Below are 20,901 nucleotides of genomic sequence, written 5' to 3' on the forward strand. Positions count from 1 at the left end.
AAATGCTTCATAAATCTTTTAGCTACTTCAGTAATATGTATGAATGTTTTGCAAAGCAATAGGAGCAGGTATTTTGGCCACGCGTATCGAAAATAAAAAACTGTCAAAGAGTAGTAGCGCTTGGATGAAAGAGCATATTGACGATCATTATGTGCAAAAAGCGCAAAAAGATGGCTATCGTGCCCGTGCCGCCTATAAGTTATTAGAAATTAATGAAAAGACCAATATTATTAAAAAAGGCATGACGGTCGTAGATTTGGGCAGTGCTCCAGGCAGTTGGTCTCAAGTGGCAGGTCAGCTAGTAGGCGAAAAAGGTATTTTGATTGCCTCTGATATTCTGCCGATGGATACATTGCCTGATGTGACCTTTATTCAAGGCGACTTTCGCGAAGCAGAAGTATTTGATGCGATCATGGCAGAGGTTGGTGATAGACAGGTCGATGTAGTGCTGTCCGATATGGCACCAAATACGGCAGGAAACAGCGCAATCGATCAGCCACGTATGATGTATTTATGCGAGCTGGCAGTGGACTTCGCGCTTGCAACCTTACCAGAAGGTGGCGCACTTATTATGAAAGTGTTTCAGGGTGAAGGCACACAAGAATTACGCAAGCAGATGCAGCAGGATTTTAGTAAAATCCGTAGTATCAAACCAGGTGCGTCACGACCACGGTCAAAAGAGATGTTTTGGATAGCGATTAAATAATCATAACGTCGTTATGTCACAGTCATTGTAAGCGAGATAATGTGTCACCATAACATAGTCTCATGAGCGCATTGAACCCGCTACAATCGTTAACTGAATAATAGCGAAACCTGCTTGAATTATGCAGGTTAGCACCACATATCATGGTATATTAACTTTGTTTCAAGCATATGTTTTAGGCAAAGTCGTCTGACAATAAGCGCCTGATGTGCTCATCTACGATAGATATATATAGGTCATTGATATTTATAACTTGTGAAAACAGTCCCTATGCAGCATTTGAGTTGTATAAGTCTGAATCATAAATTTTGGCTATGAATATATCTACTAAAAAATGAGCGATACGTTTATAGACGTCACGTGTTTAATAAACACACCAATAAGTAAGGGATGGGAATAACTAGTGAGCGACATGGTAAAAAATACCTTATTGTGGCTGGTGGTAATCGGCGTTTTGGTGCTGGTGTTTAGCGGCTTTGATCAATCATCCGAGCCGGATAGCCTTAACTACTCTGAGTTTGTGACCGCTGTGTCAGAAAACCAAGTAGCCAGCGTTGAAATCGATGGCGAGCAAATCACCGGCGAAAAGAAAAATGGTTCATCTTTTGAGACCATTAGACCAGCTGTGTCAGATGACGAGCTGATGCCATTGCTGCGTGAGAACCAAGTCGAAGTCCAAGGGACTGCCCCAAAACGCCAAAGCGTCTTGATGCAATTACTGATAGCCAGTTTCCCAATTCTATTGATTATTGGTCTGTTTTTATTCTTCATGCGTAACATGCAAGGCGGCGCTGGTGGTAAAGGCGGCGGCCCTATGAGCTTTGGTAAGTCAAAAGCTAAAATGTTGACTGAAGACCAAATCAAGGTGAATTTTGAAGATGTGGCTGGTTGTGAAGAGGCCAAAGAAGAAGTGGTTGAAGTGGTCGAATTTTTACGCGACCCTGATAAATTTACCAAGCTTGGTGCAACTATTCCACGTGGTATCTTAATGGTAGGTCCTCCAGGTACCGGTAAAACCTTGTTAGCAAGAGCCATTGCGGGTGAAGCTAAAGTGCCGTTCTTCTCAATCTCAGGTTCTGATTTTGTTGAAATGTTTGTCGGTGTCGGTGCCTCACGTGTACGCGATATGTTCGAACAGGCTAAAAAGAGCGCGCCTTGCATCATCTTTATTGATGAAATTGATGCGGTCGGTCGTCATCGTGGCTCTGGTATGGGCGGCGGTAATGATGAGCGTGAGCAGACACTGAACCAATTATTGGTTGAAATGGATGGTTTTGAAGGCAATGAAGGCGTGATCGTCATTGCAGCGACCAACCGTGCGGATGTGCTTGATAAAGCGCTATTGCGTCCAGGTCGTTTTGACCGTCAGGTACAAGTGGGCTTGCCAGATATCAAAGGCCGTGAGCAAATTCTTAAAGTGCATTTGAGAAAGCTGCCGAATACTATCGGTGTGGATGCCAATGCATTGGCTCGCGGTACACCAGGTTTCAGTGGTGCGCAGCTGGCCAACCTTGTCAACGAAGCGGCATTGTTTGCAGCACGTCGCAACAAGACCAGCGTTGATATGAATGACTTTGAAGATGCAAAAGACAAGCTATATATGGGTCCTGAGCGTAAATCAATGGTCATCCGTGAGGAGGAGCGCCGTGCGACCGCTTATCATGAAGCAGGTCACGCCTTAGTCGCTGAGCTACTACCAGGTACCGATCCTGTGCATAAAGTAACGATCATGCCGCGTGGTTTTGCGCTTGGGGTTACTTGGCAGTTGCCAGAGCATGACCAAACCAGTATGTATAAATCAAAAATGCTGAGCGATATTGCTATCTTATTCGGCGGTCGTATCGCTGAAGAGGTCTTTATCAATCAAATGTCGACGGGTGCTTCTAACGACTTCGAACGTGCAACCAAGATGGCTCGCGCTATGGTGACGAAGTACGGTATGTCTGATGCGCTTGGTATTATGGTTTATGAAGATGAAGACAGCTCGCAAGGCTATTTTGGCTCTAGCAGTCGTACGATTTCAGAAGCCACGCAGCAAAAGGTTGATGAAGAAGTTCGCCGTATGTTAGAGGAGCAATATGATATCGCGCGTGAATTGATTGAAGGCAATCAAGAAAAAATGCATGCGATGGTAGATGCTCTAATGAAGTGGGAAACGATTGACCGTGATCAGTTGCAAGATATCCTAGCAGGTGAAGACCCACGTCCACCTAGAGTTTATCAGCACAATGAAGTCAACTTATCGAAAAATGATATTAAAACAACCAACTCAACACCGCCACCGTTACCAGCGATGTAGTTGTCAGTTGATTCATATCCAATAGAAGAAGCCCTTTATCATAAAGGGCTTTTTTTGTTGTCCATATTTCGTGAAGGGTTTAGTACAGAATAGAGTTTACTGGTATCATAAGCACAACGCATAACAAGCACAGTGCATAACAAGCAGTCTGCAATAATTAGAATGTTTTGATGAGAGATAATTTGGTTATGTCCTTATTTCAGCCCTTACCCAGCTATAAGATATCAAGTCGTGATAAAACACTAGATCTATCGCAGCCTCATATTATGGGTATTCTTAATGTCACACCCGATTCGTTTTCAGACGGTGGACAGTTCAATGTGATAGATAAGGCTGTTGCGCATTGTCAGCAAATGATAGAAGAGGGTGCGACTATTATCGACATTGGCGGTGAGTCTACTCGCCCCAATGCGGATGCTGTGGGCACTGTTGAAGAGATGCAGCGTGTTGTGCCAGTGGTTCGAGCCATTAGGCAGCAATGCGGGGAGGCTATTTGGCTATCCATTGATACCAGTAATCCAGAGGTTATGAAAGCGGCTTTTGACGCTGGTGCTGATATTTGGAATGATGTACGCGCACTCAAATGTGAGGGTGCAGCAGTACTAGCGGCTGAGCTTGATATACCAGTCATGCTCATGCACATGCGCGGCGAGCCAACAACGATGAATAATTTGGCACACTATGATGATGTCATTAGTGACGTAAGGGCTGAGCTATTATCGCGTATTGACGAAGTAACAAGAATCGGTGTTAAGCGTGAGAAAATTATTATCGATCCAGGCTTTGGTTTTGCGAAAGATTATGAGCATCATTGCGCACTATTAAGCCAGCTTAGCAGGCTACAAGCGCTTGGTTTTCCGATGATGTTTGGCATTTCGCGCAAACGTTTTTTAGCGGAAGTACTGAGCAAGAGTGGCGTCGAAGTCGTTGCTACTACTAACGCGGTAGATCGTGATGTGGTAGGTACGGCAGCTGGTATCTTTGCCCTACAGCAAGGCGCTGGCATTATACGCACCCATAATGTGGCGATGATGCAGCAAGCGGTCGCCTTGTGGCGTCAATTATCTGCGCATAATTATCCTTAATCCCAATTTAAAATAATGAGAGTACTTTTATGACCACCCCGATTCAGCCAGAACCAACCAATGAACAGCGCCGCATTATCTATCAAGCACGCCGCGGATTAAAAGAGTTAGACTTTTATATTGACCTTTATGTTAAAGAAATTTACTTAACGGCAGAGCCTGCTGAACAAGAGACGTTTGCAGAAATGCTGACTCATGAAGACCCTGATTTGTTGGATTATTTCACCAATCAAAATCGTCCAGAAAACGAAGAAATATGGGCGTTAGTCAATAAAATTAAGACATGGCGTCATACCAAAGATTTGACTTAAAGACTGATTTAGATATAAAAAATGGTTGTCCAGAGCTGGCATAGATAGGCCTGAGCAACATAATGGTCTGCCGTTTTTTTTGGTGATAAAATATGACCTTGGCAAATTCGTTACGTATTGATACGGCTATTCGGCCTGCCAGCTATGTGCGTTTGCTGCTTTATAGTGGGTTGACCGCCGTCATGGCTGTACTGGCGTGGCTTGCTTCTTTACTGTTATGGCAATATGTGCTTATTTTAATGGTTACCGCCGCGGTGATTATTTATTTGACATTATCACGACCCATACTGCTGCACCTGAGCCAACCACCACTTAGTCATCGTGTTGATCAACATTGGCAGCTACTGATCCGTACGGGTCGCGGTGATGAGCTATGGCAGGCACAATTAATCGCTGTCTCTGGATATAGCTGGGCGATAAGCTTTGAATTTAATGTTGTAGAGCCTTATCAGCGCTCTTTATCAGTGACCATCTTTCGAGATCAAGTGAGCCCTGAACAATGGCGAGAGTTGAATGCTTTGGCTAGATTATATTGAATATTCATAAATAGTGCTTATCAGTGCCATAGTTGAATCTTCAATATGCCTAACATAAACGCCGAAAATACGAGTTAAGGCAGTATTTTTTTATAGCACCCAATGAGCGGTTTTTTCCATGAATTTACGAACGCCTACATGTCATAACAAAACACCTATCTTGATAGCGAAAGAGATTTGTTATATTGCAAGAGAATTGTGAATCGCACAAGTAAATCACGCTGTTGCTTAATATATTAAATTAGCAGCGAAGTTTTTAGCGGTTTATAGATAATAAATAATATGACAAAAAGGAATCGAGAATGAGCTTATTAGGGAATTTGGTTAGTCAGGTGGCCCGTCGTGCGATGGATCCTGAAGATGCGCAGCGTAATCCTGTAAATCAACGCATTGATCCACGTCGTACAGGTGGTCTTGGGGATATATTGGGTAGCGTGCTCGGCGGTGGTAGTCAAACTGGTGGCTACAATCCACGCCAGTATGATCGTCAGCCAGACAACGGTTTTGGCTTAGATGATATTCTCGGTGGGTTAACAGGCGGTGGACTCACTGGTGGCAATCAAAGTGGCGGCGTCAATGCTGGTGCTGGTTGTCTGGGCGATATTTTAGGCAGTGTGCTAGGTGGTCAAGCCATGGGTAGTCAAACGAGAAAATCTGGATTCGGTGGTAAAGGTATGCTAATCGCTGCACTCATGCCAATGGTACTAAGCTGGATCAAACGCAATGGTGGCTTGAGTGGTGCATTATCTAAAATTACAGGTATGGGTTATGAAAACCAAGCGCGTTCTTGGATGAGTAACCAGCAAGACAATGACAATCTTGATCCAAATGATATCAGTCAGTTATTCGATGAAAATGAGATTCAGCAGGTTGCAGCACATACTGGTGCTAACGACGTAGAAGTCCGTCAAGGTCTTGCTGAATTGCTGCCAGAAGTAATGAATCAGCTGACACCAAGTGGCAATTTGGATAATGAATCTGAAGCCGATGAAGAGATTGATCAAATCATCAATCAGCTATCTAGTCGATTAGGTGCGTTAAAATAAATTTATTTTTTAAAGAAAGTCGTAATCGTTAATGCCACAAAGTTAGTACTATAAAAAAGAGTACGTTATCCAACGTGCTCTTTTTTATGGCTGTTAGTTTAACCCTACTATTGGTACTCAATTACTGAATATTTACTCTTTATTCTAAATAGATATGTTAAAAATGGTGAATAATAGAAAAATAATTCTATAAATCTTATAAGATGGTCATATGATTCATTGAGTCTTTTGTCGCAGTGGCTACTTTGATGATCCTTTATATAATATGACTGCGTGATGGTATAAGCATTTATAAGGATAGTTAATCATGCCATTTAAGCCTATTCAAGCAGCGGTTGCCATTTTGGTCGGCTTGATCATTTGGTTTGTGATACCTGTGCCTACTGGCGTCACCCCTGAAGCATGGCACATGCTGGCGTTATTCATCGCCACTATTGTCGCCATTATCGGCAAAGTATTACCCATTGGTGCCATTGCTATCATTGCCGTCACCCTAGTCGCACTTACAGGTGTGACTAGTGATAGCCCAGCACAAGCTATTAGCGATGCACTATCAAGCTACTCAAGTCCGTTGATTTGGCTAATTGGTATTGCAGTCATGATATCGCGTGGCTTGATAAAAACGGGTTTGGGTCGACGTATTGCCTATTATTTTATTTCTATTTTTGGTAAAAAAACCATCGGCGTGGCTTATTCTTTGACTGCAGCTGAATTGATGATAGCACCCATTACGCCTTCTAATACGGCGCGTGGCGGCGGTATTATTCATCCTATTATGAAGTCTATCGCGCAAAGCTTTCATTCGACGCCAGAAGAAGGCACTCAAAATAAAATTGGTCGTTATTTGGCGATGGTGAACTATCATGCCAATCCTATTACCTCTGGGATGTTTATTACGGCTACTGCGCCCAATCCTTTGGTTGTAGATTTGGTGAATAAAGCCACAGGCGGTGATATTCAACTGTCATGGACCACTTGGGCAGTGGCGATGTTTGTACCTGGTATGCTATGTTTGCTTGTGATGCCGTTAGTCATTTATATAATTTATCCACCTGATGTTAAAATCACGCCCGATGCAAAAGGTTTTGCCAAGGAAAATTTGGCAGAAATGGGAAAAATAAGCAGCCAAGAAAAAATCATGCTCGGGGTATTTGCTCTGATGCTGTTATTGTGGGCGAATATTCCCGCATTGATGTTAGGTGAGCAATATAGCGTTGATGCTACCACCACAGCATTTATTGGTTTGACGACCTTAATATTAACGGGCGTGCTGACTTGGGACGATATTTTAAAAGAGAAGTCAGCATGGGATACCATTATTTGGTTTGGTGCCCTTATTATGATGGCCGCTTATCTTAATAAGCTTGGACTGATAAGCTGGTTCTCTGGCAATATCGAATCGATGATTGGCACGACTGGGCTTGGCTGGATAGGGGCTGTGACTATTTTGACCCTAGTGTATTTATATATTCATTATTTCTTTGCTAGCACCACGGCTCATATTACTGCACTATTTGCAGCATTTTATGCGGTGGGTTTAAGCTTGGGCGCACCGCCGATGTTATATGCGCTGATCTTAGCCGCAGCGGGCAACATCATGATGACGCTTACGCATTATGCAACCGGTACTGCGCCAGTCATTTTTAACTCTGGCTATGTGACGTTAAGAGAGTGGTGGAGTATTGGTGCAATAATGAGTGTGGTCAATTTGGTCATCTGGATCGGTGCTGGTTTGATTTGGTGGAAAGTGCTCGGCTATTATTAATAGATCGCTCAAGTCATATTGTCTTATGTACAGATGGTCGTTTTTAAAAAAAGTGAGGGTGGCTTAAAAGCGCTCATCTAATGTGTCTAATGTATAATTGAGCGCGGCAAAACAGATATCGCTCTGAAAGCCTCGATATTGCAAAAACCGTAGCTGCTTTGCTTTGTCTTTTTGTTCGATAGGTATGTCATCGCCGTACTTCTTAGTGCGCGCTGTGACTGCCAGTTTGAGCCAATCGACACCATCTACTAGATTATCTGCACTATCATCTACAAACTCCCTAAACTCTTCTGACTCTGCATTTGCCATATCGATTAACTCATCGATATTACTGGGCATGGCAATCTTTTTACGATAAAACTCCTGCTTGATACGCCCACGTCCCCGACCTTTACGGATATTTTCACGAATGAGCATGAGCGTCGTGCGATAATCACTTTGGTAGCCTTTTTCCTCAAACTCATCGAGTAGCGCATCAATTTTATCTGGGGCTTGCTCTTTATCAATAAGCTTTTGCTTAAGCTCAGCCTTGCCGTACTCACGGTGTGATAAATAATAAAACGCCAACCAACGCAAGCGGCTTTCGGCTTTGATCTCATCTATTTCTGCTTGTCGTTGTTCAGGCGTGCGCAAATAGGCCTTAAGAGCAGCAGGTAGGTTATCCATCTGACTGTCGACTGTGCTGTGCGCAGAAGTGTTGGTAATGGCAGCATCGGTTGTATACTGTGATTCTTTGTTAAATTCATCATAAGTAGCCGCGCTATCGTTTGGTTCACCATGAATATTTTTTTTAACTTCAGCCAGCATCTCTTTGATACTTTGTGCTTCTGGTTGCTGATAAGCGGGCACATCACTAGGCTCAGGGTTAAAGTTAGCCGCTGGGTGAAAACGCTTTTTATGTTTCTTGGTTTTAGCAGGATTTTTATTGGTAGAAGATTGAGCCTCAACGGATTCTACTGAAAAGTCAGCATCGTCAGATAATGAATGGTTTTCACGGTAGTAAGTTAAATGCTTGCGTGTCTTAGCCGTTTTTTTAGGATTGCCTTGATAGGAATGCTGAGAAAATTTGGAGGATTCAGAGTGTTTGGAAGATTTGGAAGGTTTTTTTGATTTGATAGTAGGACTACTCGCTGAATCGGCATCGGATTCAGCGAGTATTTCAGCTAAGGTTTTAATGTTCATAACAATTTAATTTTCATAACAAGTCATGATTATTGATAACGGTTAATCATTGCGCCGTTATTGTACAGGATCAGAAACCAACGCTTCATTGGCTTTATCTTCGGCTTTAATCTCTTTCTTTGATCCAAGCTTTTCTTCACGGATTTTAGCTTCGATTTCTTGCGCAATCGCAGGGTTTTCTTTTAAGAACAGCACAGAATTGGCTTTACCTTGACCGATTTTTTCGTCGCCATAGCTATACCAAGAGCCTGCTTTGCCAACTGCACCAATTTCAACACCCAAGTCAATCACTTCGGCTAAGTGGTTGGTACCTTCACCATAAGTTATTTCAAACTCTGCTTGGCGGAAAGGCGGTGCCATTTTGTTTTTGATGACTTTGACACGGGTTTGGTTACCGATGATTTCATCACCATTTTTGACCGCACCGATACGGCGAATGTCCATACGCACTGAGGCGTAGAATTTGAGCGCGTTACCACCAGTCGTGGTCTCAGGGCTACCAAACATCACACCAATTTTCATACGAATTTGATTGATAAATACCACCATACAGTTAGAGCGTTTGGCGTTACCAGTGATTTTACGTAGTGCTTGGCTCATGAGCCGTGCTTGCAAACCCATATGTGAGTCGCCCATCTCGCCTTCAATCTCTGCGCGCGGCGTCAAGGCAGCGACTGAGTCAATGACAATCATATCGATAGCACCAGAGCGCACCAACATGTCGGTGATTTCAAGTGCTTGCTCACCATTATCAGGCTGAGACAGCAATAGCTCGTCAGTATTCACGCCAAGCTTACGCGCATAAACAGGGTCAAGGGCATGCTCAGCATCGATAAAGGCGCAGGTACCGCCCTGTTTCTGACACTCTGCAATAGCTTGTAGCGTCATGGTCGTTTTACCTGAGCTTTCTGGACCATAAATCTCTACGATACGGCCTTTTGGTAGACCACCAATGCCAAGTGCAATGTCCAGACCCAACGAACCTGTTGATACTACATCGACATCCATAATAGCTGAGTCGTCACCTAAATGCATGATGGTATTCTTACCAAACTGCTTTTCGATTTGACCGAGTGCTGCTTTAAGGGCTTTGGCTTTATTGTCGTCCATACTGGATTCCTTGTCTTCAATCATTGGTTAAAACTATAAATTTGATATGATAAATAAAATGTTTGTAGCTACGAAGATTAACGGCTCAATAGTACTGATGGCTATCTAAATAATAGGCAGCGTTCGTTCAATGTCTATCTAAGATGAATGGGTTAAGGTATCGATGATGTAGACAGTAATATTAGATATATCACTCTACTATACAGTAAAATCGAATTATGATAAAAGTAAAATTAAGTTCATAATCAGCGCCAACAGGTGTGATTTGTAGGCCACATTATGCTCGTTGAGCCTTAACTGTTTTCTAAAATGCGGTTGATTAGGTAAGGTGATTATAACAAAAACCAAGGAGCATATAGAGGATTCAATGATGCTAAACGACACTAACTGTCGCATTGTATATAAGTGATAACTTGTGTAATCTAGTTGCTGAATACATCCTAATTTTGGATAGGATAATGCTGCCCTTTGTCAATAGCATTAAAAGTTGTCCACAAGAAATAAAGCGTCTAAATTTAGCTTTTGTGAAACATCAGTGAGGATTAATTTAATTTAAAAATATATTAAAAATAAATTACAGTATTATGAAATACAGTTTAACTTACTGATTTAAAAGGTTTTTTAAATTGTATAAAAAATGAACGATTTTACCTCATCCTTTGAGCTATCTAGGGAAATTGTTGTCAAGTGCGTACTTATGCACAGGGTTATCCACAGCTTATGGGGAGAACTCATGAATCCCTTATACTATCAATGTTTGAGTAGATAGGTAACCTGTGAGTGTGGCGCTGGAATATATTTTTTACCCCTATATGTAGCATTATCAATTTAAAAATTCTATGAAAATAGACGATGTTTCACGTATTAAAAAAATTTTATTATTTTTAATAAAAATACTTACAGCTTGTCCATTAAGGGTTGTAGCCGAAAAAAATCAAATAATATTGTCATTAGATAATTTGCAAGCACAAAAAAGCGGCTAAATAATTTAGCCGCTATACAGAAGTCACCGAAGATAAGTGAGCCGAATCTAATCTTTGATATAGATTAAATCCCAAACGCCATGTCCACTATTTATACCGCGGCGCTCAAATTTGGTCATTGGACGAAAGTCAGGGCGGTCGGTGAAGTTACCTGCGCCTGCTTGATTGGTTAAACCAGTAAAACCGTCTAAAACTTCAACCATCCAAAAGGCATAATGCTCCCAGTCGGTTGCGGTATGGAACCAGCCGCCTTGCTTTAGACTACGAGTCACAATCGCCATACGTTCAGGGCTGACGAAGCGGCGCTTGTGATGGCGCTTTTTTTGCCATGGGTCAGGGAAGTAAAGCTGGATACGATCAATATGGTTTTCTGGTAGTTGCTTGAGCAATTGGATGGCGTCACCGTTGATGATTTTGACATTGGTTAGCGCTTGCGTACCTGCCATATAGGCGCATTTACCGATGCCTGGCTCGTGCACTTCGACACCAACGAAATTGCGGCTAGGTTCTGCTGCCGCCATCTCAATGAACGAATCACCCAGTCCAAAACCGATCTCTAAAGTAAGCGGTGCTTCACTACCGTTAGGGCTATCAGCGAATAGCGTTCGTAGATTGTCAATACCATCAAGATTGCCATCACCGAAACTGTTATTGACCAGGTACTCAGAAAATTCTGGCGCGGTTAGTGCCAGTTCGGCATTTTTATTCATGTGCGTACGTCGTTTCATAAAAGTATTGACGATACGTAGATGTTTGCTTTCTTCAGGCTTACTCTCATTACTAATACTGGCTTCAATGTCAATATCAGTATTGCTTTCGGTGTTAGTGCTGAGGACTTTTTGCTCATCAGTAGTATTCGTACTATCGATGTTATCATTAAGATCAGAATGTTGACTCATAGGATTGACAAGGCTTAATAAAATGGGTGATGTATGCTTATTATAAGTTAAATCTATACAGCTGTGAACGCACAATCCTTTTTTAATATTGTTATCGCTGATCCAGCATAAAAGAGTGAAAGCGTTGACCTTGTTTGACGTATCACATATAGATTGCCATTCGGCTGCCTTGACGCTCTTTTACATTGAATTAGCGGTATTTATCTGTCGTTTTACTGTTCTGCACATCGGTTTTGGCGTTATCATATAAAGTGAGTAATGGATTTAAATTTTTCTTCATCGTTAATAGGGGTCATCTATGCTATTTATCGAGACGGATTCGCCGCCCCCTTTTTACCAAGAACAGCTGACTCCTGCTAAGCGTACACAACTTGATAAATGGTTCATCGGTCACCGTAGCCAGCATTATTATCTAAAACGCTTTGAGCAGTTCGATGCACAAGGTTATCTTTCGCCAAAATGGCATTGGGCAGCATTTTTTGTGACGTTTCCTTGGCTCCTCTATCGCAAACGCTATATGGATGCGATTGTCTATAGCGTGGCTGGCTGGTCGTTTATTCAGCTCAATGTGGCACTGGTATTGGTTGCGTTTGAATTTTTAGCAATGTCCTTCATCCCTGATGCTTACCAGATGGCGACACGCATAGGTATTGCCGCGATCATTTGGTTATTTTGGTCGTTCATGGTGGCGCGTTGGACGGATGCGTATTATTACCGCATGGCGCGACGTGAGATTGCAGATGCTATCGATGATTATCCGCGTGATGAAGCAGCGCAAAAGGTGCATCTGCGCCGAGAAGGTGGGGTCAGTTTATTTGGGTTAGGATTGGGGTTTGGTATTTTTGCTTTTGCTTTAATGGTCATTAAGATACAGTTTCTGCCAATTATTGCCAAGCCAAAAGCCAATGAAGTGCTGTTCGATGCGTATGATACAGCCAAAACGGTACAAAATCGTGTGGCACTGATTTATCAACAGACAGGGCAATGTCCAATGAATTTACCTATTGATACAGGCACTCAGCAGATACGAATTGATATCGATAAAGAGGCCGCTGGCGTAGTAGAAACGGATTGTGCAGTCATTGCGACCATCCAAAATGTTCAGTTCCCTATCCGCTATCTAAATCAGCAGACACTGGTTTTTTACCATGTGCCAGACAGCGATAGTTGGAACTGTACAAGTTCGCTAAATAAGAAACTGGCACCAGCAAGCTGTATGCCCGATTAGGGCATGTTTGATGATTTAACGATGACACTGACAGTGCCTATTTGTGAATCATAAAACATGCTTTAAAATATATAAATACTTAGGTGTTAGAGTCAGTTGCAACGTCGTCCTTTTTATCAGCGGGTGTTGCTTTACTTTTTAGCGCGTCATAAAAATCCGTTAAGTCCATTTTTCGGGCTTTATCAATGTCTTCATCAAACAAGCTTTCTAGCTCTGCCATCGCTGATTGTGCGGATTCAATCATGCTGGCTTCATCATCATAGATCGCTTGCTGACGTTCAATTAAGTCATCGTCGTAATCGCGGAAAGTTTGCACCGTCTCGCGCGCTTTTTCTGGTGAGATGCCAAGCAGTTGTAGCGATTCACGCGACATATCCAAGGACGATAGGTAAGTCTCACGCCAAATATGACGCACACCGACCTCACGCAACCGATAATAATGCTGACGGTCACGTGCCCGTGCCAAGACAATCAAGTCTGGATAGTTTTTACGTAAGTATTGAGCCGTGGTGATAGAGCGCTCTAAATCATCGATGGCTAAAATAAACACACGGGCTTTTTTAATACCAGCCGCGCGCAATATCTCAGGGTTTTTTGGGTCGCCATAATAGACTTGGTTACCAAATTTACGAACGAAATCGACACGATTCGCTGAGCGTTCAATGGCGGTAAATTCGATGTTGTGCATGCGTAGTACACGACCGATAATCTGACCGACGCGCCCAAAGCCAGCAATAATGACCTGATGTTCATGATCGGGAATGGCATCGTATTCGCGGCTGGGTTTGCTTTTGGCAAATAACGGCTCACCGATTTTCTCAAGTAACAAAAATGCCAGCGGTGTGAGCGCCATGGAGATAGTGACGATAAGGTTCAGGGTGTTGGCAAGCTCAGGTCGTAAGACATTTTGAGCAGTAGCGACACTGAATAAAACAAAGGCAAATTCACCACCTTGAGCGAGTGTCACACCCAGTCTGATACTGGTTGGCCAGCGATTGCCTGATATCTTTGCAATGGCGGTAATGACACCAAATTTGATAGCCATCAATGCCATTGCACAGCCGATGATAAAGATAGGTTTTGCCAAGATAAGTTTGACATCAGTCAGCATACCGACCGACATAAAAAACAAGCCGAGTAGCAATCCTTTAAACGGTTCAATACTGGCTTCTAACTCATGGCGATACTCAGAATCTGCCAGCAATACTCCTGTCAAAAAAGCACCCAATGCCATCGATAAACCAATTTGCCCCATCAAAATAGACACACCCATCACGATAAATAGCGCAACGGCGGTCAGCAGTTCTGATGCACCACTAGATGCTACAAACTTAAAGAAGGGACGAACGACATAACGGCTCGCGAAAATCAGTCCAGCAAAAACCGCGAAAACTTTGCCAAAATAAATCAAATCATAACTTTGTTCGCGCACCCCTGATAGGAAAGGAATGACGGCTAGCAAAGGGATAACCGCAATATCTTGGAATAATAAAATCGTGAACGCTTCACGACCGTGGGTGCTAGAAAGCTGCTGTTTTTCCGTCAGTATTTGTAGTACAAAAGCTGTGGACGACAAGGCAAGGCCAAAACCGACGATAAAAGCAGTATCGAGCTGTAAGCCAAAAATTTGATGTAACAGCCCCATTAATAATGTGCCAGTCAGACCAACTTGCAAACCACCGAGGACAAATATCGAACGCCGCAGTGCCCATAATCGTGAGGGTTGCAGTTCAAGCCCGATAATGAATAGCAGCATGACCACGCCAAACTCAGAGAAGTGCAACAAGCTCTCAGCATCGCCTGCGACGTCCAGACCACTGGGCCCCAATATCAATCCTGTAATGAGATAACCTAAGACCGTCGCAATGCCAAAACGTTTACCAAGGGGTACAAAGAGCAGGGCTGCTCCTAAGAAGATTGTAGCTTGTAACATTAAATTTGGTGAGCCGGTGGCGGCAGCGAACATCTGGAATCCTTAGCAATCATGATAAAATAAGCGTTACAATATGGGCATAGCAAAAATAAAAAATCTTAGCATACGTTATTTTTTACGATAAATCTTCCACACACCATTATCGGCAAGTGGATTGTTATAAGCATCGTTACGGCGCTTACGCGGGGTCTGGCGACTGTCTACGATTTTGAAATCGGGCAGCGCATGGACGATAAGTCCCGTTCGATAAAAACGCACGCGTTCAGGCTCCAGCATCTCGCCCTTGCTATCACGGCAAAATACATAGGCGCGCAAATCAATAAATTCACGATGCGCCACCAAACGCGCCTCATCATCATTATCAAATACTGCACTCATACGCGCAATTTCATCAGCACTATAGTCACCACACTTATCAGTAAGCGCACCGACCGAACCGAAGCTTTTGGATTCTTTTGCACGGGTCTTGGTCAAATGTAGCCTTTGAACATGATAGATAAATTGCGGTATCTCAAGGCTGGCTGGTAGCGGCAGGTGATCGGGCGGTAGGGTGGCCGCAGGATAAAACGCCATGGCGCGCTCAAGCAGATTATGCCAACGCTGCTGATAGGCGTGGACTTCGGCGATATTGCCTTCATAAATTGGCATATCACGAATTTGACGCAAAATATCAGGTGGAAACTGCTCATCTCGAAAGCTAGCAATGTCCTCTTGCAATGTTGATAACAATGCTTTGGCATGCTTTTTACCCTCTGCTGAGATAGGGTCATCAATGTAGCTTGGAGCAACAAAAGGAGCTGAGCGTCTCGACATGGCAGAAAATAATCCATTAGTGGTAAATTGGGTGTTTCAGCTTTAAGTATACAGAATTTATATGAAAAATATGGCGGCGAGGCTAAATTTCCCATCATTTTTAACATGCCATTACAATGCTAAAAATCGGCGTGATATAAGCTTATTTAAAATAAAGCCTGTTTATGTCGGCGCATAAGAAGTTAAATTCATGCACGATGATTAGCCAACTGATAGTAAATTGCGCGGATTATTGAAGATTTTTAGCAAAATAATTTTAAGGGTTTTCGGGGCAGGACTGGCGCTATTATTTTAGTTTTAGTTTTAGTTTTAGTTTTAGTTTTAGTTTTAGTTTTAGTTTTAGTTGCTAGTTGCGTCATATATGGCATCTGATTATTTGGCATCTGATTATTTAATGCACATCAGGACTGACGCATGAGATTTTTGGATTCGAATCATATTCTTATCGTTGGGGTTAGGTATCTGGTTAATCACAGCGCTTTGGCTAATGTGGTGCATTCGGCGTTATTATTGCCACCATTTGATAAAACGTCGCCAATCATAGGCAACGTTTAAATTGATATTTGAATGAAGAATGGTCTTTTCAATGTTTAATGTCTGACTTTCAAAGTCTGATTTTCAATGTTTCATGCTTAATGATTGTGACCAATATGATTATTACCCTCTGTTTGTTGTTCTGAGATGTCGCAGACCAGCGCATCGCTATGTGCCTCAGTCTGCTGACGTGATGCGCTTTCTACCTGAATGGTCGCATGATGGATGCCGAGCTCAAGCAAGCTTTGTTCTAAATTGGCAATCAATATGCTGGATTCATGAATACTCATCTCACCATCGACAACGACGTGACAAGACAAGGCATTTAAACCACTGGTAATACTCCAAACATGCAAATCATGGACTTCTTGTACTTGCGGATGGGTAAGCAGTTTTTTTTCTACATCCACTAAGGATATGCCTTCTGGCGTGCCTTCCATCAAAATATGTACGGAATCACGCACGACGCGATAACCACTAAATAATATCAGTATTGCGACAATCACCGAGGCCGCTGCATCTGCCCAAACCCAGCCGAAGCTCATCATCAAAAGCGCGGCAACAATAGCGGCAACCGAACCCATTAAGTCACTCAATACATGCAGGTAAGCACTTTGCATATTAAGATTGACCGGTGCTTTACTCTCATTTTTTCCTTGACTGTCCTCGTGGCTGTCTTTGTGACTACCAGCATGACTGTGACCATGTGCATCTTCGCCGCGACTGCCTCGATGCATCAGCCACGCAACCAAAATATTGACCAACATACCGATAGTAGCAACGATAAGCATCCCTTGGGTAGCAATTTCAGGCGGTGAATTAAAGCGCTTAATCGCCTCATAAAAAATCATTAGCGCAATAATGACCAGCGTCGCACCATTGACTGTTGCGACTAAAATCTCAAAGCGTTTATAACCAAACGTCTTTTGATGAGTGGCTGCTTTTTCTCCAATTTTAAATGCCATTAACGTTGCGCCAAGTGCGATTGCATCACTGAGCATGTGACCTGCATCAGATAATAGCGCCAAACTGCCAGTCAGCCAGCCACCGATGGCTTCAATAAACATATAGCCTGTGATAATGATAAAGCTAAACAGCAAGGTGCGCTGATAGCCCTTGGTATCTCGCGGGGCTGTTGTTTGCTCTAAGTGTTCATCGTGATCGTGAGTGGCTTGATTGTCATGAGTGTAGTTGCTCTCATCCTCTTTATGCAGATGGTTAGCCACATTAACAGTATCATTCTGAAGAGAATGGTTGCCTTGCTCAGCGTTTGATTTATTTTGACTCATAACAACACTCAGAATGACAGAAGAGGAAATTTGATTGCTTATAAGGCTGGGCTTGCTATTCGCAAACTAGCCAGATATAAAGAATTTAGCATATTTAATAAACGCTTGCTGTATCTAGGCAGTAAACGATGAATTTCCTATTTTGAATAACGTTCTTTATTAACGGCGAGCTATAGAAGAGTAATTGGGCTTAAAGAGTGATGGTTAGGCGTTGGCGGCTACCAACCAACAGGGTCGATATCTAAAGTGAGTTTAAGGTACTTGGCACTTGGCAAGGTCAATACGGGCTGCCACCATTGGTTTAATACATGGTGTAATTGCTGTCTGTCTTTGCCTAACAGCAGCAATTGCACATGGTAGCGACTGTTCTTTTTGCTCATTGGTGCATCGATAGGTCCTAGTACGGCGAGATTATGGCCATTTGGCAAAATGGCAATCGCATCTTTAAGGGCTTGCGTCGTGGCGGCAAGGGTTTTGCCTTCACAGCGTATCAGGGCAGCATGACTATGCGGCGGTAAACCCATCATTTTACGCTCTTGCAATAGCTCGCGAGCAAAAGACAAATAACCATCTTTGACCAGTTTTAATAGCAGCTCATTGTCAGGTTGCAATGTTTGAATGAGTACGCGCCCCGACTTATCACCACGACCGGCACGCCCTGCGACTTGAATCATGAGCTGCGCGGTATGTTCCGGCGAGCGAAAGTCGGCTGATAAAAAGCCACGATCAGCATTGGGTAAGCAGACAAGCGTAACATTGGGGAAATGATGACCTTTGGCGACCATCTGCGTGCCAACCAAGATGGCAGGATTGCCTTGATTGATACGCTGATAGATATTCTCCCAGCTGTCTTTACGTCTGGTGGTATCGCGATCGATTTGGATAATGGGGTAAAGCTCTTTACTGGTTTGCGGATTGGCAAAAATCGCATGCAGGTTTTCGCTAAGCCTCGTCGTGCCCATCCCTTTGGCATCCAAATTTTGACTGCCACAATCAGGGCAAACTGTTGGAATATAGGCTTGCCAATCACAGTGATGGCATTTTAAATAGGAGCTACTATAAGCGTTGTGTTGGGACTGGCTATTGTAATGAACGGTTAAATGGGCGTCGCAGCGCGGGCAATCAGCCTGCCAGCCGCAAGCTTCGCAGAGCAAAACTTGCGCATAGCCGCGGCGGTTTAAAAATATCAATACTTGATCACCCGCTTCTAGCGTTTGCCGTATTGCCCCAATAAGCGCATCGGTCAGCCCAGTATCATAGCGCGCGCCGTCGTCCGTTGTTTGTTGATGAGTACTTTGCAGGCGCGCATCAATCAGCTGCATGGTCGCAAGCTTCGCATTACCGGGACGAGTTTGCAGTTGGCGCTCCACCAGCTTACCGTCATCGACCAGTTTTAGATGCTCAAGAGATGGCGTGGCCGTACCCAATACGACAGGGATATTGGCTTGTAGTCCACGATACAGCGCGACGTCAGCGGCATGATAGCGCAAGGTATCTTGCTGCTTATAAGAACCATCATGCGCTTCATCCACGACAATTAAGCCCAGATCTGCAAAAGGATATAGCACCGCTGAGCGCGTGCCAATAATGATTTGAGCATGACCCGTACGGCAGTCTTGCCAGCCTTGTAAGCGATGAGTATTATTCATGCCAGAATGTAGCAGGACAATGTGAGCGGCAAAGCGACTGGCGAAACGCGCGCGTGTTTGCGGTGTCAATCCAATCTCTGGTACCAAAATCAATACCTGCTTGCCAGCTTCCAATACGGCTTGCATCGCTTGCAGATAGACTTCTGTCTTGCCACTACCAGTGATGCCATTTAATAAAAATCCCGTGTAGCGATTGGCTTCATGAGCCGCAATAATGGCGGTAACGGCGAGTTGTTGCTCGTCATTGAGATCAAGGGGCATTTTTGCTAATTTAACAGGCGCAGGTGATTGTTTGGGCTGAATATAGCGCTCGATTAACCCTTTGTCTTCGAGCGCCTTTAAAAAACTCCTTTCCATGCCCTCTAGTAATAAAACATCTTCACTCGCGCCGCGCTCGCCATGCAGCTTAAGCATATCAAATTGTTGTTTTTGTTTTTTGGCGTTGGCACGAAAGTCAGCGTCGCTTACCTGTGGCAAAATTCGCCAATGGGTAATCAGTAAATCCAGCGGCTTACCTTGACGAACGAGAGTTGGCAGCATGACTGCTAAAACGTCACCAAGCGGGTAGTGGTAATAACGCGCTAGCCAATGTGCCAGCTTTAGCATACTGGTCTCTAAAATAGGCTCAGCATCCAAGCATTTATTGATAGGTTTTAGCTTATTAAGTGGCACGCTGCTATTTGCTTCTGGAATATGAGCGACGACGATACCGATTAAAGTTTGACGACCAAAGGATACTTCGACACGGCAGCCAATAGGGGGTAAAGAAGGGCTTGATAAGGTGTTTATATCTGCTGGTACGCTATAGTCAAATACCCGATAAAGGGGCACGGGTAGAGCAACTTGTACCAACATAGAATGCGTTCCCAGTTTCAGGTAAATGGTTTTTGGATAAACAGTTTTTAGGTAAATGGACTTTAGATAACCAGCTTTTAGATATCTAGATTGTAATATTGATAAGAATAATAGCAATAAGCCCAAATATTGATATTTGGGCTTACTTTGGCCTTACTTTTTAGCAGTGGCTTTTTTGGCGTAATGACTTGAGAATTAAGTGCGTCTATGTATTAAGCCTTACTATTTACATGATGATATGGCTTAAGTTACTCAATATATAAAATTGACTCAATCTCGACCACACCGCCTTTAGGTAACGCCGCTACTTGGACGGCTGCACGGGCAGGATATGGCTCGCTCAAATTGGCAACGAATACTTCGTTTAAAACAGCAAAATCATTCAAGTCTGTTAATGATACGTTAAATTTAACCACGTCGTTTAAGCTGCCACCAGCCGCTTCACAGATGGCTTTGATGTTTTCGAACACTTGCTCAGCCTGTGCTTTAAAACCTTCTTTTAATTCCATGGTATCAGGGTCAAAACCCAATTGTCCTGAAATATAGACGGTGTTACCGACTTTGACGGCTTGTGAATAAGTACCAACGGCAGCAGGTGCTTTATCAGTTTGAATGGTTTGACGAGTCATATTATATCCTTTTTATCTTTTTCTGGTTTGGTAGGTAAGGGCGCATTAT

At 43.3% G+C, this 20,901-nt stretch carries 16 protein-coding genes; 8 read left to right on the plus strand and 8 right to left on the minus strand.

The window, feature by feature from the left end:
- Positions 1 to 73: 73 nt before the first annotated feature.
- The 7 genes from JMX95_RS09305 to JMX95_RS09335 all read left to right on the plus strand — a co-directional run bounded on the left by JMX95_RS09305 (position 74) and on the right by JMX95_RS09335 (position 7,748).
- Positions 74 to 706 (plus strand): RlmE family RNA methyltransferase, encoded by a 633-nt coding sequence (locus JMX95_RS09305; protein WP_045444188.1) that lies wholly within the window; start codon positions 74 to 76, stop codon positions 704 to 706.
- A 403-nt stretch (positions 707 to 1,109) separates the two neighbouring features.
- On the plus strand, positions 1,110 to 3,005 hold the full coding sequence (gene ftsH, locus JMX95_RS09310; RefSeq protein ID WP_055124711.1) for an ATP-dependent zinc metalloprotease FtsH: 1,896 nt from the start codon (positions 1,110 to 1,112) through the stop codon (positions 3,003 to 3,005).
- A gap of 188 nt (positions 3,006 to 3,193) precedes the next feature.
- Positions 3,194 to 4,090, plus strand: a complete 897-nt coding sequence (gene folP, locus JMX95_RS09315) for a dihydropteroate synthase (RefSeq protein WP_201560653.1) — start codon at positions 3,194 to 3,196, stop codon at positions 4,088 to 4,090.
- A gap of 29 nt (positions 4,091 to 4,119) precedes the next feature.
- Positions 4,120 to 4,401, plus strand: coding sequence for a succinate dehydrogenase assembly factor 2 (locus JMX95_RS09320; RefSeq protein WP_045444191.1), 282 nt, complete (start codon positions 4,120 to 4,122; stop codon positions 4,399 to 4,401).
- Positions 4,402 to 4,493: 92 nt separating this feature from the next.
- Positions 4,494 to 4,937 carry a hypothetical protein gene (locus JMX95_RS09325; protein WP_201560654.1) on the plus strand — a complete coding sequence of 148 codons (444 nt, stop codon included), beginning with the start codon at positions 4,494 to 4,496 and terminating at the stop codon, positions 4,935 to 4,937.
- A gap of 302 nt (positions 4,938 to 5,239) precedes the next feature.
- Positions 5,240 to 5,983, plus strand: coding sequence for a YidB family protein (locus tag JMX95_RS09330; protein WP_201560655.1), 744 nt, complete (start codon positions 5,240 to 5,242; stop codon positions 5,981 to 5,983).
- 307 nt (positions 5,984 to 6,290) lie between these two features.
- Positions 6,291 to 7,748: an anion permease gene (locus JMX95_RS09335; protein WP_201502440.1), complete on the plus strand. Its 1,458-nt coding sequence runs from the start codon at positions 6,291 to 6,293 to the stop codon at positions 7,746 to 7,748.
- A 63-nt stretch (positions 7,749 to 7,811) separates the two neighbouring features.
- Here JMX95_RS09335 and JMX95_RS09340 read toward each other — a convergent pair whose 3' ends face one another.
- The 3 genes from JMX95_RS09340 to trmB form a co-directional block, all read right to left on the minus strand.
- Entirely contained in the window at positions 7,812 to 8,930 is a 1,119-nt protein-coding gene (locus JMX95_RS09340; protein WP_201560656.1) for a regulatory protein RecX, read from the minus strand.
- 57 nt (positions 8,931 to 8,987) lie between these two features.
- Positions 8,988 to 10,040 (minus strand): recombinase RecA, encoded by a 1,053-nt coding sequence (recA, locus tag JMX95_RS09345; protein WP_201560657.1) that lies wholly within the window; start codon positions 10,038 to 10,040, stop codon positions 8,988 to 8,990.
- Positions 10,041 to 11,070: 1,030 nt separating this feature from the next.
- Positions 11,071 to 11,922, minus strand: coding sequence for a tRNA (guanosine(46)-N7)-methyltransferase TrmB (trmB, locus tag JMX95_RS09350; RefSeq protein WP_201560658.1), 852 nt, complete (start codon positions 11,920 to 11,922; stop codon positions 11,071 to 11,073).
- A 298-nt stretch (positions 11,923 to 12,220) separates the two neighbouring features.
- On the opposite strand from trmB, the gene JMX95_RS09355 reads away from it, so the two are divergent.
- Positions 12,221 to 13,150 (plus strand): pilin, encoded by a 930-nt coding sequence (locus tag JMX95_RS09355; protein ID WP_201560659.1) that lies wholly within the window; start codon positions 12,221 to 12,223, stop codon positions 13,148 to 13,150.
- Positions 13,151 to 13,229: 79 nt separating this feature from the next.
- On the opposite strand, the gene JMX95_RS09360 is transcribed toward JMX95_RS09355, so the two are convergent.
- From JMX95_RS09360 to JMX95_RS09380, 5 genes are all read right to left on the minus strand, one after another.
- The gene (locus JMX95_RS09360; RefSeq protein ID WP_201560660.1) at positions 13,230 to 15,116 is read right to left on the minus strand and encodes a monovalent cation:proton antiporter-2 (CPA2) family protein; all 1,887 of its coding nucleotides are present in this window, start codon (positions 15,114 to 15,116) and stop codon (positions 13,230 to 13,232) included.
- Between the two features lie 75 nt (positions 15,117 to 15,191).
- Positions 15,192 to 15,896 carry a hypothetical protein gene (locus JMX95_RS09365; protein ID WP_201560661.1) on the minus strand — a complete coding sequence of 235 codons (705 nt, stop codon included), beginning with the start codon at positions 15,894 to 15,896 and terminating at the stop codon, positions 15,192 to 15,194.
- Positions 15,897 to 16,528: 632 nt separating this feature from the next.
- The gene (locus tag JMX95_RS09370; RefSeq protein WP_201560662.1) at positions 16,529 to 17,719 is read right to left on the minus strand and encodes a cation diffusion facilitator family transporter; all 1,191 of its coding nucleotides are present in this window, start codon (positions 17,717 to 17,719) and stop codon (positions 16,529 to 16,531) included.
- Between the two features lie 218 nt (positions 17,720 to 17,937).
- Positions 17,938 to 20,223 (minus strand): primosomal protein N', encoded by a 2,286-nt coding sequence (locus JMX95_RS09375; RefSeq protein ID WP_201560663.1) that lies wholly within the window; start codon positions 20,221 to 20,223, stop codon positions 17,938 to 17,940.
- Positions 20,224 to 20,471: 248 nt separating this feature from the next.
- On the minus strand, positions 20,472 to 20,852 hold the full coding sequence (locus JMX95_RS09380; RefSeq protein ID WP_087815098.1) for a RidA family protein: 381 nt from the start codon (positions 20,850 to 20,852) through the stop codon (positions 20,472 to 20,474).
- Positions 20,853 to 20,901 lie beyond the last annotated feature (49 nt).

The organism is Psychrobacter sp. NC44 (assembly GCF_904846655.1).
GTDB lineage: Bacteria > Pseudomonadota > Gammaproteobacteria > Pseudomonadales > Moraxellaceae > Psychrobacter.

Bases quoted from the DNA above. Each gene is read 5' to 3' on its own strand.
- folP (WP_201560653.1), top strand. From the start codon at position 3,194: ATGTCCTTATTTCAGCCCTTACCCAGCTATAAGATATCAAGTCGTGAT.
- JMX95_RS09320 (WP_045444191.1), top strand. From the start codon at position 4,120: ATGACCACCCCGATTCAGCCAGAACCAACCAATGAACAGCGCCGCATT.
- JMX95_RS09325 (WP_201560654.1), top strand. From the start codon at position 4,494: ATGACCTTGGCAAATTCGTTACGTATTGATACGGCTATTCGGCCTGCC.
- JMX95_RS09330 (WP_201560655.1), top strand. From the start codon at position 5,240: ATGAGCTTATTAGGGAATTTGGTTAGTCAGGTGGCCCGTCGTGCGATG.
- JMX95_RS09335 (WP_201502440.1), top strand. From the start codon at position 6,291: ATGCCATTTAAGCCTATTCAAGCAGCGGTTGCCATTTTGGTCGGCTTG.
- JMX95_RS09340 (WP_201560656.1), bottom strand. From the start codon at position 8,930: ATGAACATTAAAACCTTAGCTGAAATACTCGCTGAATCCGATGCCGAT.
- recA (WP_201560657.1), bottom strand. From the start codon at position 10,040: ATGGACGACAATAAAGCCAAAGCCCTTAAAGCAGCACTCGGTCAAATC.
- trmB (WP_201560658.1), bottom strand. From the start codon at position 11,922: ATGAGTCAACATTCTGATCTTAATGATAACATCGATAGTACGAATACT.
- JMX95_RS09355 (WP_201560659.1), top strand. From the start codon at position 12,221: ATGCTATTTATCGAGACGGATTCGCCGCCCCCTTTTTACCAAGAACAG.
- JMX95_RS09360 (WP_201560660.1), bottom strand. From the start codon at position 15,116: ATGTTCGCTGCCGCCACCGGCTCACCAAATTTAATGTTACAAGCTACA.
- JMX95_RS09365 (WP_201560661.1), bottom strand. From the start codon at position 15,896: ATGTCGAGACGCTCAGCTCCTTTTGTTGCTCCAAGCTACATTGATGAC.
- JMX95_RS09370 (WP_201560662.1), bottom strand. From the start codon at position 17,719: ATGAGTCAAAATAAATCAAACGCTGAGCAAGGCAACCATTCTCTTCAG.
- JMX95_RS09375 (WP_201560663.1), bottom strand. From the start codon at position 20,223: ATGTTGGTACAAGTTGCTCTACCCGTGCCCCTTTATCGGGTATTTGAC.
- JMX95_RS09380 (WP_087815098.1), bottom strand. From the start codon at position 20,852: ATGACTCGTCAAACCATTCAAACTGATAAAGCACCTGCTGCCGTTGGT.